At 61.0% G+C, this 15,887-nt stretch carries 6 protein-coding genes; all 6 read right to left on the minus strand.

All coding sequences use genetic code 11. The features are described from left to right. Nucleotides 1-197 precede the first annotated feature (197 nt). Genes VK682_RS26100 through VK682_RS26125 form a run of 6 tightly spaced genes read right to left on the minus strand, consistent with a single transcriptional unit; the run spans nucleotide 198 to nucleotide 15,611 of the window. Nucleotides 198-3,536: a DEAD/DEAH box helicase gene (locus VK682_RS26100; protein WP_120352554.1), complete on the minus strand. Its 3,339-nt coding sequence runs from the start codon at nucleotides 3,534-3,536 to the stop codon at nucleotides 198-200. A 14-nt stretch (nucleotides 3,537-3,550) separates the two neighbouring features. Then, nucleotides 3,551-6,943, minus strand: coding sequence for a UvrD-helicase domain-containing protein (locus VK682_RS26105; protein WP_209058342.1), 3,393 nt, complete (start codon nucleotides 6,941-6,943; stop codon nucleotides 3,551-3,553). Then, nucleotides 6,943-9,597 carry a PD-(D/E)XK nuclease family protein gene (locus tag VK682_RS26110; protein WP_065331074.1) on the minus strand — a complete coding sequence of 885 codons (2,655 nt, stop codon included), beginning with the start codon at nucleotides 9,595-9,597 and terminating at the stop codon, nucleotides 6,943-6,945. The genes VK682_RS26105 and VK682_RS26110 overlap by 1 nt, the downstream gene beginning before the upstream one ends. A 2-nt stretch (nucleotides 9,598-9,599) precedes the next feature. Continuing rightward, on the minus strand, nucleotides 9,600-11,777 hold the full coding sequence (locus tag VK682_RS26115; protein WP_065331075.1) for a DEAD/DEAH box helicase: 2,178 nt from the start codon (nucleotides 11,775-11,777) through the stop codon (nucleotides 9,600-9,602). A 5-nt stretch (nucleotides 11,778-11,782) separates the two neighbouring features. After that, on the minus strand, nucleotides 11,783-13,090 hold the full coding sequence (locus tag VK682_RS26120) for an ATP-binding protein (RefSeq protein ID WP_065331076.1): 1,308 nt from the start codon (nucleotides 13,088-13,090) through the stop codon (nucleotides 11,783-11,785). Beyond that, on the minus strand, nucleotides 13,068-15,611 hold the full coding sequence (locus VK682_RS26125; RefSeq protein WP_081285331.1) for a tellurite resistance TerB family protein: 2,544 nt from the start codon (nucleotides 15,609-15,611) through the stop codon (nucleotides 13,068-13,070). Before VK682_RS26125 ends, VK682_RS26120 begins: the two co-directional genes overlap by 23 nt. Between the last annotated feature and the right edge of the window lie 276 nt (nucleotides 15,612-15,887).

Raw genomic sequence — 15,887 nt, forward strand, 5'->3', positions numbered from 1 at the left:
ACCGAGTAGGGCGCGGTCCTGACCAAAGGGCAGGAGGGGCCAAGATCATCAAATCCGGACGACTGTTGCACACAAAGTATCCGGAGCCTCTCCGCACCAAAAGATGGAAAGCTAGGACAACTCTCAACGAGAAAGACGCCGAACATTTCGTTCGCTCCACTGCAATTGGGTTGGGCCATTATCTGGAGGTTGGCTTTCTAGCTGCTTGCGATAACCTTCAGCCGCATGGCGCGCGTTTCAAGGAGATAAGTCTCCACGCTGGCCAGTAGATGCAGTCCCTCCTCTGTGACAGCCGATCGCGACAGGCCAGGCTGAACGATGCGCACATCGAATTCGTAGCGATAGTCCTGCCAATTCGCTTTCAGCTTTTTGAGGAATGCGGCTGTTCCCTGTTCGAAGCGGGAAGTCTGGCCCTTCTCCAGCCGTATCTTCTCCCGCTTCAACATATGTATGAGCATTCTGTTGGGCCGATCACGCCAGCGTGCGGATTTCTGCGCTTGCCCGCAAACTTCATAGAGATCCTTCACTCGCGCGCCGGGCGTGTCGGAACTGGAGTATTTGCAATGGTGAAGCGTCACTTGGACGAGACCTTCAGTCACTCGAAGGGTGACGACGTCCGCGATCTCTCCAGCCCCATCATCGTCGAAGATGATGTCAAAGGCGTCGCCTTCTGCGAGCAATGTCTCGATTACGCGCCGTTGCACTGAGTCAGTCCGCTTTTCAGGACCCTGCGCCTCGGCACGTATATTGGTCTCCGACCAATCCCAAACCTCGATCCGATCAGCGGAATACGGTTCCACCAAGACGCCTTCAGGCAGAGCATAAAGGTGACTGTAGATCAGCAGTGAACCATCCCCAAAGTCGATCTGTGGGGAATCCTCGCCGAAGGATTCCGAGAGCGACTTCGTCTTGCCGCTGACCTTGACGGTTGTTTTCGGCCCATAGCGCTGCGGATAGCTGGCACCCCCTTCAGCAAAAACGATTTCGAATTCGGCGATGTGGTTATCGCTGCGCACCGTGAAGCGCAATGGACCCGTGCGTTCATGATCCAGAAGCTCGATGTCGCATTCAGCGAAGGCTACGGGTTTGTCGCCGAAACTGATTTCGATCCGGTCCTCGATTTGCGTCAACAGCGATTCCGGCCAGTGGATCGCGACCGGAGGCACCTGCGGGCGTTCGCTGATCTGGCGAGGTCGCATCGCACTCTTGAAGACGCCATCGGTGGTGATCCCTGGATCTTTGACGGCTTTGCCGATATCCGCGCACCAATCGACCCAATCAGTCAGATCGCGAACCCGCGAAATCGACCAGAACTTGCCTTTGGCCGAACAGCCACGAGAGGCGGGAACACCGTCGAGGAAACCGGTTGCGAACACGTTGTTCTTGATGCGCGACTGGGACTTCGCAGTGTCGAGTCCGTCGGCGACATCGACACCCATATACATGGAATAGCGGACACCGCGTCCCTGATGGTGCGTCAGGCCAAGATTGCGCAGGATCAGGCGATTGAACCCATGCAGGCTGCGGAAGACCTCCTCGCCCTCGACCCGGCGCGCTGCCTCACCGCAGACCGCCTTGGCCAATCGGTCATACGGTCCCTTGATCGAGCTGCTGATATATAGGAGCTGACTATCGGGATCCCAATGCATCATGTGCAGGTCCCAGGTGACATTGGTCGCGTGCTGGGCCGTGGTCCAGCCGGCCTGCTCTTCGGAGCGGGTGACGAAGATGGCGACACGCTGGTGTGGGTTGACCTTCATGCCGAGATATACGCCGGGACTATATAAGTCCTCGGCCCGCAAAGGCTCCCAACCGTCGCAGTTGGTGCGATAGACGACGGCGTTCATCTTCGGTTCGAGCGTCTGCAGGGGAATGTCGCTCAAGTCGCCGACAAAGCCCTTGAACATCTCGGCACGGCGGACTTGCCGGTCGATCTTCGCGGTGCTGAGTGCCTCGACCAGCGCATTCCAGTCGGCATCCTCCGCATAGAGCTTGGCCAGCGAACGATCAATGTCGTCAATGCCGGTGTTGGCGATGACCGTGGCGTCGCCGAGGCGTGGATCCTGGCGGGTGAAGCGGCCGACAAACTGGATGGTAACGGCGATGCTCTTGTGCGGGTCGTGCAGGGCGGCGATCTTCAGTTCCGGCAGATCGAAACCTTCGCCGAGCATGTCCACGCAGACAATGATCCGGCTCTCGAAGCGCCGCAGAGCGGCAAGGTTTGCACGGCGTTCACGGATCGACTGCTGGCTATGGACGATGACCGGACGAAGTTCTGGGTACATCTCGCTGTAAAGCTGGTGGAGGGCTCTGGCGCGGTCGATAGTTTGGCAACGCGCCATGGCGAGATGGTTGAGGCTGACGTCCAGATCACCCTGGAGGACTTCGCCGAGCTTTCCCGCGATCGCGAGATCGGCGTCTGCCTGATCGAGCCCGAAGACCGCCTCGAAGCGAATCGGCTTGAAATAGCCTTCGGCCTGCGCCTTCTTGAGCGGATAGGTGTAGATGAACTCGCCGTCGACGCGCCGGCCGTCCTCACGGAATGGTGTGGCGGTGAACTGGACGATCGGGAGCGGTGGCTCACGGTCCGCGAATAGGCCCCGAAAGCGCGCCCATGTCGGGGCGCCGATGTGATGAGCCTCGTCGATAAACAGCGCCGAGGCGCGTGCCGCCATCCGCTCCTGGACCGCCGCTTCGGCGCGACCGGCGATCTGCATCGTTGTGACGATGACATTGGCACTGTCGAAGATCTCATCCACGTCGGCTAGCCTCGTCGGAATGTGCGAAAGGCGCATCACCACTGGAAATGCTGCCTTGTCTTCCAGGCATTGCTGTTGCCTCAGCACGCCGAAGGTCTCGAACTTGCCCGCGATCTGCTCTCGAAGGGCGTCCGTCGGCACTACGACCAGTAGCCTCTCGAAGCGCTGGTGGACGTTGAGCGCGAGCATGGTTTCCGTCTTGCCGGTGCCCGTCGGCATGACGATGGTGGCCGGATCGATCGATCGCGTCGCATGGGCCAAAGCCGCGTGCAGTGCGCCGATTTGAGGACGTCGCAGACCGAGCTGGGCTGGCCGCTCGTTTTCGGCTGCTCGTCCCTCGCGGAGATGAAAGGCGCCCGACCAAGATGCCGAAACCGCGGCCAGCCGTTCGACCCGCGCTTGGCGACTCAACGTGTCGATGCGGATGGGCAACGGGGCCATCCACCGGCCTTCGCCGGCGTCGAGTGCTTCTACGATCTGCGCCGGCTCACTCGCGCCGGGGACCAGAAGAATGAGCTCCGCCTCCAGCGACGTAGCGGTCTTCGCGTTGATGATCTTCAGTATCTCGCCAGACGGCAGCGTGGTTTCATGACCAGTCACACGGCGGATTGAAAAGGGACGCAGACGGCACCGTACGCGCTGCGGCGGAGCCGCCAATTGGCGTATAGGGCTTCCCAGGGCCTTGCCCTCTATCGCAAGCCGAGCAGGCAGCAGCAGTTCGACTTCGGGATTGAAGAGATCATCTTGGACGGGCTCGGTGCGCTTGCGGGAGGCCATGGTCGCGTCCTCGGCTATGCCGCAATCGTCTGGGGAGAAGGCGGGACGGTGATCACCGTCCCGTTCGTCATCAGAACGATCAGGCCCCGTTCGGCTCCGGTCATATCGAGATAGGCACGCACCTGAGCCCGATAGTGATCAAGCGTCTCCTGGGCGGGATTCACGTCGCTCTTCCAGTCGATCACGACGGCTGGCCGACCTTCCGGATTAACCGAAATCGCGTCCGCGATGCCCGCCGTCGCAACCAGTTCGGCCTCCTCTTGCTGAAAGGCATAGACCGGAAACTCAGCGAGCAATGAGGGACGCAATGCCGCCACCTCCGACAAGGCCAGCGTTCGCGTCACGCAACCGGCCAGTTCCTCAGGCGAAAGCCCGTCCGCCGGATCGGAGGAAGGCTCCTTGCCGAGCGCAGAAATGAGGTCTCCAGCACGCGCGGTGAGCGCCTCGTCGGCCTCGTTGCATTCCCCTGTCAGGACTTCTTCCATGAGCTTGTGAAGGATCAAGCCACGTTCGCGTCCGCCCCGGATGGAGGCGAGCGCGTCGGCGTCCGGCACCTGAGCATCAGCCGAACCGGCCCAGATGTCCGGTTCTTCTTCCTGAAGCACTGAACCTGTTGTCGTCTCGTCGCGGCTCGGCGCAAGCCAGGTCAGATGCATCTGCCTTTCGACAATCGCACCAGCCTCAGTGGCGAAACTCTCCCGTGTCTGACCGTTTTCTGTAGCGGCTGTCGCCGCGATCGTGTCGAGCGGCAGATGCGACACGTCAAGGTGAGGGAGATCTGTCAGGGACAGGTCCACCAGGCCGATCCAGGCTGATTTCGAAGGCGTTACGTCGAGCCGCGGCAAGACCAAGAGTTCCCGGGCGCGGGTTGCTGCGACATACCAGAGCCGGACCCGCTCGCAGTCCAGTTCATCCTTCTCTGCCTGCCGCGCCGCGTCATAGCCGGACGGAGGGACACCCAGAACCGGGCAGTAGAAGGTATCAGTCTGGCGATCGGTCACAGCGCTGTCGGGCGCCATTACCCCTGTCATAGTGTTGATGGGGATGACGACCGGCCATTCAAGACCTTTCGCGGCATGCATCGTGTAGAGGGCGACGGCTTCTTCCTGCGCATCGGGCCGGCCTTCCACCGCGCGGGCCTCATCCGCCCATGCCGCCGTCATTGCCTCGGAAAAGGCCCGCAGACCCCGTACCGCATAGCTGACGGCGAGGCTGAGATAGAGATCGACATTGGCAAGTGCTCGTTCTGCCTGACCGCGATGCCGCTCCAGAAGAACCGGGCGTACCCGAAGGACGTCGACGGCCTGCGAAAGAAGATCGTGTGGTGTCGTGCTTTTGGCGCGTTTCTGGAGCCCTTGCAGCCGCTCGATCACATCGCGCGCCAGCGGATGCACTATTGCCGCGAGGTCGACGCCGAGGTCGAGCCGTGGGATCCGGACGGGTTCTTCTTCCGAACGCGGAAGCGCCCAGACGATGTCCAGAAGCTCCTCTTCGCTGAGCCCGACAAGCGGGCCGCGCAGCAATGCGCCGAGCGCCAGCGTATCACGACGATCGGCGAGAACTCGCGTGATCGCGATAAGGTCCTGCACTTCCTGCCGGCGAAACAGACCTTTGCCGGCCTGGGTTGCGACCGGGATGCCCCGGAGCTCAAGGGCTTCTTCATAGCGCCAGAGTTCCGCGCCGGTCGGGGCGAGCAAGGCGATGTCGCCCGGCTGGCAGGGGCGTTGTGCACCGGCTTTGCGATCCTGGACCGGATGGCTGCCGATCAAGCGTGCGCAAAGTTCAGCCACCGCTTCGGCTTCGGCGTCGCGTCGTTGCTCGGCACTGGCCTTGCCGTTCTCGTCAGCGACCGCGATATCGATCGCCGAGACGCAGACGCCGTCTTCCGGATCGTCGTGGAAGGGATCAAGCGCTGTGAAGCCGGGCTGGCCATCAGCCGACAGGACAGTCTCGAACCGTTCGTTGACGAAGGTGAGGATCGAGGCACAGGAACGGAAATTGGTCGAGATCGAGACGAGGCCGTCCGCGTCGTGTGTCGAGAAGGCCGTGCGAGCCTGGACGTAAGCGCCGACATCCGCGCCGCGGAAGCGATAGATTGCCTGCTTGGGGTCGCCAACCAAGAAGAGTGCGCCCGGCCGAATCCGGAAACGCGTCCAGTCCTGCGGATCATCACCGGGATCACCGCATAGACGCCAGAAGATTTCGGCCTGAAGCGGGTCGGTGTCCTGAAACTCGTCGACCAAGACCTTTGAATACCTCTGGCCGAGCGCCTGTCGCACAGTTTCATGGTCGCGCAACAGGTCGCGCGCGGCGTAGATGAGATCGTCAAAATCGAGCTGGGCGCTGGCGCGCTTGTGCTCACGATAGCGCGCAAGGATTGTGCCTGCTTCGTCGATCAATGTCGTGAGGACCTGGCCGGAAACCACCTGGAGTAGTGCGGCCCATGCGGCACAGCACGCTTCGTACAAACCGCTGGCCGTATCGTTCAGCCTGTCGCCGTCTGCCTTGGACAGCCCTGCCTGCTTTGCCGCTGCCGCCCATTTGCCCTTCTTGCGGTAGGCGTAAAAGCTGCCCGTCCCGGTCGTAAGGTCGGGATGCGGGCGTGCAACCAGCAACCCGACGAGCCCGGCGGGCGTGGAACCATCTGTAACCGATGGAAGGGCGGCCGCCATTTCAGAAAAGCGCACGGCGAAGACCTCCGTTTCCGGCTCATCAACGCCGGCGCCTTGCACAAAGGCCGAAAGTTCGTCGGCCGCCTGCTGGAAGGCTTGCAGGTGACCTGCAAAGGGCATCGCCTGCGGTGCGACCAGTTTCCTCGACCGCCGGAGGGCTTCGGCGATCTTGTGCATCAGAGCGACGGTCTCTCCCGGGTTATGCAGCACCATCTCGGCGAGGACGCCGCCCTGATCGCCAGACAATCGCTCGCGCAGCCAGCCTTCGACGATTTCGAGGAAGTTGAGATCGGCCTGGTTGCGGTCGATGACCGCTGCGCCCGGATCGATATCCGCTTCCGCCGGGTAGGGCTTGATCAATCGCTGGCAGAAGCCGTGGATGGTCGAGCAGGTGATTTCGTCGATCGCCGTGCTGGCCGACATCAGATTCTCGCGCTGTGCCGCAGACAGTCCCTCCGGCAAGCCGGCGCGGAGCTCCGGTGCGATATGGCCGGCGGCGAGATCTTCGACGAAATCCCGAACCCGCAGGAGGAGCTCGCTGGCCGCCAGTTCGGTAAACGTGACTGCCGCGATGGAACTTGGCGCGACACCCTGCGCCAGCATGACAGCGATCCTGCCGGCCATCACGGCGGTCTTGCCCGATCCCGCGCCGGCCTCAACCAGAATGGATCGGTCATGACGGCTGATCGCGTCATGCCGGGCGCCATCATCATTCAGAACTTTCACGCTGCTCATCATTCCGCCTCCCAGATCGGCGCGACCTCACTGAGCCGCTCGGTCGAGGCGGCTTGTTTGCGTTTGCAGTAGGTGGCGCCTGCGTTTGCCGGCAGGGCAAAAGCGAGATCGTCGTAGTCGCCTCCGGTATCCGGCCCGGGCAGTGCCGCGCCGCTGGCCAATGCGGTTCTCGCCGCCCGCAGATATGCCTTGATCTCCGCCAGGACGATGTCCGGCTCGTCGAGCTGGAGATCGAGCGGTTCACGCGGATAGAGCAGCGAGGCGCTGATCGCGATGTGGTCGCCCAGGAGCGCCTTGACGGCGAAGGCATAAAGGCAACGCTGAAGCTCGCGGCCGCCGTTTACACGGATGTCGCCTTTGGGCGGCTTGCCGGTCTTGTAGTCGCGCACGAGTGCCCGGCTGCCGTCATCAGCGATGTCGAGCCGGTCGATATAGCCGGCAATGTGAAATCCGGTGTCGGGGATGATCACCGGCACACTGGCGTCCCAGGGCAATGCCGCCTCCGACTTGGGCTCGGACCCGCCGAACGGGACCTCGCCAAAGGATCGGCTGCCCGGCAAATGATCATTGCCATAGGCAAGCGCCTGTCCGGCAAGAGCGCGCGCATCCCCGAGCGTGCGGCCCCAGATAACAGCGGGTGGAACGGGCCGCTCGCTTTCCCACTCGGCCGCCACCGCACCAGCGGCTTGGTCCACCGCAGCCTGAATGGCAGCCACGTCGGCCGACGCCAGGCCGCCCGTCGCTTCGAGGTTTCGCAGGGCGCGGTCGAGCACCAGATGGATGAGGTCGCCGGTTTGCAGGGCGTCAAGCACGAGCGGCTCGGCACTGCTTTGCGGGGATTTCCAACCGAGAGCATAGCGCCAGAGGAAATTGAGGGGGCTGCGCAGCAGTGTTTTGAGCGAGCTAGCCGACTGAGTCCGCCCGAGGATCGCGAGAACCAAAGGATGATCGGACCTGACCAGGCCATCATGAGCTGTCACATCGGCCATGCGCCAATCGCGCCAGCAGGAACGCGCACTCAATGCCTGGGGATCGGCAGCGAATTCCTGCGGCCGCGCCATCAGCCGGTCGGTTTCACTGAAGGCATGGGCGGGAACGGCGTTGCGCCGCAGATAGGCATCCTCGTCATAGGTGGCGAGGACGGGGCTGCGACCCAGCAATCTGCCGTCGCTGTCGCGTCGGGCGCGGGAGAGGACGACGTCGTTGCCCGTAGTGGCGAGGATCGTATCAAAGTCACGGCGATCTGCCAGATTGACGGGAAGCGGGTCGAGCTCGCCCGTTGGAATAATGTGGTCCGGGATCAGCCGATCTTCGGCGATCCCGCGTGGCCAGCGGGAGGAATTGAGACCGATCAGCCGAGCGAAGCGTCGCGGCGACGCGGCGAGCGCGCTGGCCGGCATCCAGGCCACGGAGACGGAGGCCTCGAGCCCGTCATCCTGTTTCAGTGTTTCCAGCGTGCTGTCGATCGCGCCGGCGGGCCCTGCCAGAAGGGCTTTGCGCCAGATGGACAATGCCCGGCCCTTGAGGAAGGCTTCGCCGATTTCCTGTGCCGCGTCCGGTCCCTTTGCCAGCAGATCGACCGCAGCACGCAGCACCGGGGCGTGATCCATGCCGTCGGGCCAGTCGTCTGGCGCGAGGCGCGCCAGCAGTTGGTTCCAGGCGGACGGTGTTGACAAGGGTGCATCGCTTGGAAGGACGCGCATCCAGTCATCGGGAAGGGAAGCCATAGGTGCAGAATCGCCGCACAGGGCGGCGAGACGGCGCAAGCGCGACTGCGAAAGGCCGCGCACGATGATGTCGGCGAGTGCCGCTGCCGCTTGTCCGTCACGTGTGGTGACGGCCGGGACGCCATGAACGAAATGCAGATCGATATTGGCATCGGCGCGCAACGCGAGAAAATGATCGTCGTAGTCGGCCGGCGACGCGGTGGCGATGGCAATGTCGGCGGGCGGTACGCCCGACGCGAGCAGCGACCGGACCCAACGCAGTGTCTCGACTGCCTCATGGTAAGCGGTCGCGGCACTGACGGATCGAATGGCCGGCGCCTCAGCATCGCCTCGAGCGACAGGAACGCCGCTTTCCTTGAGCCAGGCCGGGACAGGGCGGGGACCTGACGTCCATTGCATGGGGGTGTGCTCGGCGAGCGCCTTCAGTAGAGGCCGCCAGCAGGGAGACAGTTCGGTCAGTCCGGCGATTTCCATCGAGCCGAATATGGCGGGCGCATAGGTGATCCGGCTGATGGCTGCGGCGACAATATCGACCGGCCGCATCATTCCGCCCGGAAGTTCGGCAAGGACAGCGGCCTCCAGGCGAGCGATGGCTTCAAGCCTTGGATGATCACCTAAACGGGAAGCGAGATCGATACCGGCCCGCCACGCCTTGTGCAGTGTGTCGGCGGCCGCACCGATCATGCCCGGCAGCATCTTGATATCTTCCAATTCGCCCATCGGTGTTTCAGGGAGGACCGTCTGGATCGCCGCGCGCAGGCTTTCTTCGTCGATTGCGCGGGCGAAACCGCCCGCGAGCCGCACCGCGGCTTGTTCGAACGACATGATCTGGAGGCCATGTTGACCGCTGCGGGCTGCCACAAGGCGGGCCTCCCGCATTGCGTGTTGTCCATAGACAATAAGCGTGGACCGGCACGTCGTGGACATATTCAAGTTCCTTTTTGAAGAATAGCTTTGACCAAATCGGGAAGTGCTTGTGTCGAAAGCTTTGAGGATTCAGCGTCCCGAACCAAAAGTTCGATAGTAAGAAATTGATGGAACTTATCTGATATCAGATTGCCTGCGCCTGCGAACAAATCGACGGGTGCGCCAGATCGAATATCTTCCAGCGCCGATCGAAGATCGGGCGTTTCGTCCCCGGCCTCTACAATCAGAAACCCGTCATGCTGTTCGACCGAAAACCCTTGACTTCTGAGTGCGAGCGCGAGGGTTGATGTCTTCACCGTACCGACCCGCGTCGCAATGACTGATGTATGCTCGCCGATGCTGTGCATGTTATTGGCCCTAAACCCCAGCTGTTCATAGTGAGCACGCGCTTCCTCGAGCATCATCAAAGAGACTGTGTCCATGTAAGCTGGGCTGGATTCCCCCTCGAGCACGGCGAACATTCGGTCGATCACCTTGTCATGAATGTCCCCCGCATCGCCGCCGAAGACTGGAGGCACACCAGCCTTAGCGGGTTTCACGACGATGACCTTTTCCCGATCATGGATTTCTTGAACTATCCAACGCCGCCCAGAAAAAATCAGCAGCATCCCAGGAGCAAGAACATTGTCGATCGGCAGGGTTCCAAGATCCCGCCCCTCTGCGACCAACCGGAACTCCTCAGGCGTCTGGAACACCGCATAGAAGCTGTAATGCTCAACCAGCTTTTCGCCCGCGGGTCCCAAAAGTAGCAGCCCGCTGCCGGCCTGTTCGATCAAGCCGGTTACTGGGTGGCCGATTGCACGCAACACATCTGCGAAGACTTCGGTTGTGACCTTCCGAAAGGGGCCTTCGCGGCAGAGCACGTTGTAGACCACGCTTGCAGACGCACCGCCGCGCTGCGCTATGACTGACAGTATCTGATGGACGAGTGTCGAGAGATGAAGCGCCTGAGGTTTTGGCGGTTCGCACCAGCCTTCAAGCAGGAGGTCTATCATCGCGATGGACCTGATCAGGCCGAGCCGAAGGCGATCCACGAAACTGCTCTCCGGCGTCAACTTGGCTTCGATAGCGTACTGCCTCAGAATGGCCGGCTGTCCTTCACGGCGGCCTGATCGGCCAAGCCGTTGTCGCAACGCCGCGACGCTGAATGGCGCACCGATTTGAGCCACGCAGGTCACGTCACCGATGTCGATTCCAAGCTCGAGCGTCGACGTGCAAACGGCGGTCGTCGGTTTCGCAGGGTCCTTCAAGCGCCGCTCAACGAAGTCACGGTGTTCTCGGGAAAGGCTCGCGTGGTGGGGATAGAATTCCTGCGGCAGGTGCTCCCGTTCGCAAAGCTCCCGCAACCGATCTGCGTAAATCTCGACCCGTTGGCGCGCTCCGGCGAAGACCAGGTTTTCGCTGCCTCGAAGATGCTTGAACAGATGGGCTGATATCGCTTCGGTTGCGGATGGGCTGTTTTCATCTTCATCGCCTGAGAGGTAACCACGAAGCTGAAGCCTCAATTCAGCCTCGCCGCCATCTGCTTCGATCAGCTGGACAGCGTTTGCGGCGTCAGGGCGAAGATAGGCCTTGGCGAGGTCCATGTCGCCTAGCGTAGCTGACAGACCTATCCGACGGATTGGGCGCTTTATCGCGAGCTCTAGCCGTGTGAGCAGTGAACGGAGCTGGACACCGCGTTCGCTATCCAAAACCGTGTGCAGCTCGTCGATCACGACTGCCCGCGTGGCCCCAAACAGGCGTGCAATTTCCAAACCGCGACGAATGAAAAGCGCCTCAAGGGACTCTGGGGTTATCAGCAGGATCCCTTTTGGGGATTTCAACGCGCGCGTCTTGATCGATTGCGAGACATCCCCGTGCCAGGGAACAACCGGAATCTCTGCTTCCTGGCAGATGCCCTCCAGCCGCATGGCCTGGTCCGTGATCAAGGCTTTCAGCGGACCGATGTAGAGCAGGTCGAAACCGGTGCCGCCCGACGGCTCGTCAAGCACCTGTGAAATCAACGGCAGGAACGCCGCCTCGGTCTTTCCGCCCGCCGTAGTAGCTGCAATGATTAAATCGTCATTGGTTTCGCAGATCGTCCGGATGGATCGCGCCTGGATGTCGCGAAGCTCGCGCCATCCTTGCTGACGTATCCATTTCTGCACAGGCCTCGCCAGTTTGTCGAACGCACTGCTCATCGGCGTCAGAGCTTGAAGCTGATCAGATCATCGTCACCAAGGTCTTGGGCACCAGTCGACTCGTCTACCTCGGTCATGTCTTCGCCGAGGTCTTCGGAGACTTCGATCTTTTCGATCAGATCGCTCCACTCGACACCGGGGTTTTGCTCGAGTACGGAAAGCAGGTTCACGAAGGCCGTCACCGTATTGCGCGGGGTGCGGAAGTAAGCTTCACCGATCCGGTCCGAACAATGCGCCATGAAGGCCTCGAGCGCGTCGTCCGGCAGAGCACCGGCATCGTCCTGCATGATCCGCCGCACATTGGCCAGAAGAACGAAGAGATCTTCAGGGGTCAGGCTGGCCAGCCGGACAACCGGTCCTGAAAGGTCGACCAATCCGTCTCGCGCGAAGGTGTTCTCGGCCAAACGCGATTGAAGGGCTTCGTAGCTATAGAGCCCTCGACGGGTGTTCATCAGAAACTCCGGGGTTCCACCCATAAGGAATCCGAGGTTCTCGGCGCTACCCTGCAGCACATCGTTCAGGATCCGGAGGATCTGTTCGTAGTTTGCATTGCGGGCCTGCGACGAAGTGAGCTTGTAGAGGTTCACCATCTCGTCGAGGCCGACCAGCAATCCTTTATACCCGGCCTCGCACACGAATGCCGACATCAGCTTCAGATGGTCATAGACACTGGCGTCGTCGATGATCGTTCGCACACCAAGCGCCTTGCGCGCGTCGGTGCGTGTGGCGAATTCACCACGCAGCCATCTCAAGGCAGCGGATTTCAACTCGTCGTCGCCGGTCTCATGGCCTTCCCAATATCGCCGGATCACCTCTGCGAATTCAAAACCCCCGGTGAGCTCTTCGAAGTGACCAAGGCGTTCACGAATGACAGACCCCGTGGGCGCATCGCGTTCCTCAGCATCGCGGTGTGCCTGGCTGACGAAACGCTCCACCACGCTGGCCAAGGCCCCGCCATCTGGCTTTGTCCGTGTCGACAGGTTTCGGGCCATCTCTGCATAGAGGCCTCGAGCTTGACCACCGGTCGCGTGAATGCGCCGGTCGGGCGCCAGGTCCGCGAACATCACCACCAGACCCTTTTCAAGCGCGACAAGACGGATCAGATTCATGAAGAACGTCTTTCCCGATCCGTATTCTCCAATGATGAACCGGATCGCCGATCCGCCGTCGGATATCCGGTCCATGTCCTTGACGAGCTCTTCAATCTCGCGGACGCGGCCGACCTGGATGTGACGCAGGCCGAGCTTGGGCACGACCCCGGCCCGAAGCGCCTGTACGATTGCATCGCGTTCACGTGGTTTCAACTTCGACATCCCTGCCCTCCGCACTCATCTTTTCTTTTACTGCCTCCGCAATCTCCGGAGACACGTCATATCCATCATACTCGTCGAGCAGCGCTTCATCGTAGGTCTCAAAAGCCCATTCATTCACGACTTCCAAAGCCCCGGATACCATCAAACCATGCGAGGCGCAGATCTTCTCGAACTCGGTCTCAGACCAATGCCCCCGGGTAAGTACTTCGAGGACAAGTGCGCCGTGTTTCGGGTCAAGCCCTGCCACCTGGCTTTGGTAGTCAGGCGTGGAGGCACCGCTTTCTTCCTCTTCGACATCGAAAATCTGACCGAGGACGGACGACACGCGCTCGGTGTCCGAACGGATTGCTGCGATCCGCGTAGCGTCGAGCTTGGGTCCGCTGGCTTTCTCAAGATCGGGTATCGCTTCGCCCGGACGACCCGGTTTCGAGGCACGAACAGTGCGAGGACCATCCGCAACTTCGCCAGCATGCAGGTCTGAGTAGGCAAGCGCAGGATCTAGACCCAAAGCCTTGTAGATTTTCTCGATGCTTGCAACTTCGTCGGAGTGAATAATGCCATCAGCATGTGCTGCACCAACCAGCGCTGCCCGCATAGCGGCCTGGCTGTCTTGGCCCACCTCCTTCAGTTTCCGCCGCAGAAGTGCCATGTCCGGTGGCACGGCCAGGAACCATTCAAGGTTTGCACGCAGCCTGCGGCGTTCCTGATCGCTGAGGGACGCGGCAGAAACCTGATCCTCCAGTGCCCTGCGTTCAGGATCCGCGATGCGACCATCCGCATGAGCAACGAACGACCCAAGTGCCAATTCAATCAGAGCGCTTCGATAGCTGTCGGAAACTTCCTCCAGTCTTTCGATGGGTTCGCCCAGGCTGAACAGGACAACAGGCTCCTCCGCCTTGGGCGACCGGAGCGCAAACCGAGGGTCGGGCGCCAGACCGAAACCGAGGCGGGCGAGCGCATCGGCCGCTCCTGTCATCTGCCGTTTCCCGATTTTCTCGCTCGTTTCTCCCTCCAGACGTCCGATCACCTCCTCAAGCGGCACCAATCCCCCCCGATCGACGATAGTGCTTGCCCAAGATTTCAAGCGGTCCATTTCCTCGGATGGGAAGGCATCCCACAGTTCAGAAGGCAGCAATGCATGAGCTTCAACGCTTCCGCGGCCATCAGGGTTTCGGCCCAGGAAGCGACTGAGCTTGTCGAGGTCGGTCATCACCTCGTCAGCCAACTCCTGGGCAATCTCAACCGGCTTGCGCAGGCCGGAAATATCGGGAACCGGCTTGCCGTCGACGGTTGGGTTGGCGGACCCCTGAAACTCGCTGGAGGCGGCCCGATAGGATGCCGTGAGAGATTTCCGGGGCTTTGTAACTTTGAGCCCATCAGGAAAACGCCGATCAAACCGCATACGGAAAAGAGCGACGAACTCGTCACGACACCGCGTCGCGGGAGTTCTCAGGTTTGTTTCCGGATGGCAGATGAACCAACTCAGCAACCAGTCAGCTGTCAGGTTCTCGCCTTTGTCGATCCGAGCTCCGATTGCGTATTTGAGTGAGAACGGAAGTTCCCAGCTCTGCCTCTCGAAAATCGGCTCGATAGCGTCGAGGTCGGTTTCGGCAAGCATCGCAATGTCGAGGAACTCGCCCAAATAGCGCCTGACGGAGTGGTTGTCAGGGTAAAGTGACTGCAGCCGCCGGACTTCCTGGACGATATCCTTGGCATCTTCGTTGGACTGATCGACGAAGAAGCGACGCTCCAGCCCGTAGAAGTACAGGAACATGTAGCCGGGGTTGTAGGAGGCGTCGTTGCGCCCGCTGGCCAACCAATCGAGGTAGGTCGCCCGGCACTGAGGTGAGATATCCGAGTATCCGGGCCAGTAGGGCATACCTTCACCAGCTTTGTCGGCTCCAGAGCGCGCGACAGACAGGGATGGATCGATATAGGCTCGGCACTTGTCACGATACCCGTAGGTGTTCAGCAAGGGAGGCGTGCCAACATAGACCATCCCTCCGATGGCGCGGCCGGCCACGCTAGCTGTTTCATTAGACGGGACCCACTCGCTTTTCGATGATCGGGCCGATGCGCTCGATGCCACTCGCGAGGGCTGGTTTCGTTCTGCGGCCGCGGCAAGTGCCGGCGCCGCAGACTTTCCAGCCCGAACGATTTCAGCGTAGTCCTGCTTTGGTGGGGAGTAAGCCTGCACGGCAGCCGGCTGTTTGGACGCGTTGGCTTCGCGGGTTCGTTCGCGCTCACGCTCGATACGCTTGTCGTAGGCACTTGGGCGCGGCACCGGCTCAGGTCGGGAGGGTAGGTTTGCGGAACTCCCCTCAGCTTGCGCCTTTGCAGCGACTTTCCGCGATCTCCGTTTTTCTTGCCACCAGACCAGAATGACGGGAACACCAAATGCAAACAACATCTGGCCGCCAATCGGCCAAGCCTGAAGCATTGTGGTCACCACGACCATGCATAAGAAAAAATATAGGACGAGAAAGAATGTAATTCGGAAAAACTTGATTATTGAAGACATTATCGGAACCCTCTTCGAACCACACTATTTTGCACAGCCATCTTTGCAACGACTAACGTCATGGTTGAAGCATTTCCCATGCTTTATGCTTGATTGGGCCGATGGCCACATACATCTGTTCGCACCGTTAAGGGCACACCCCCGCCCCAGTGACCGTAACCGGAACGGCCGAGATCGAGCCTTGCCACGACCATGCGACGGCTGGTTGGGCCGGCTCCGGAGGAGACTGCACTGCCAGCGGCACGTCGCAGGGAGAGGCGGCGTTTCAGCTCGGGG

Source organism: Salipiger marinus, assembly GCF_035481585.1.
GTDB lineage: Bacteria > Pseudomonadota > Alphaproteobacteria > Rhodobacterales > Rhodobacteraceae > Salipiger > Salipiger marinus.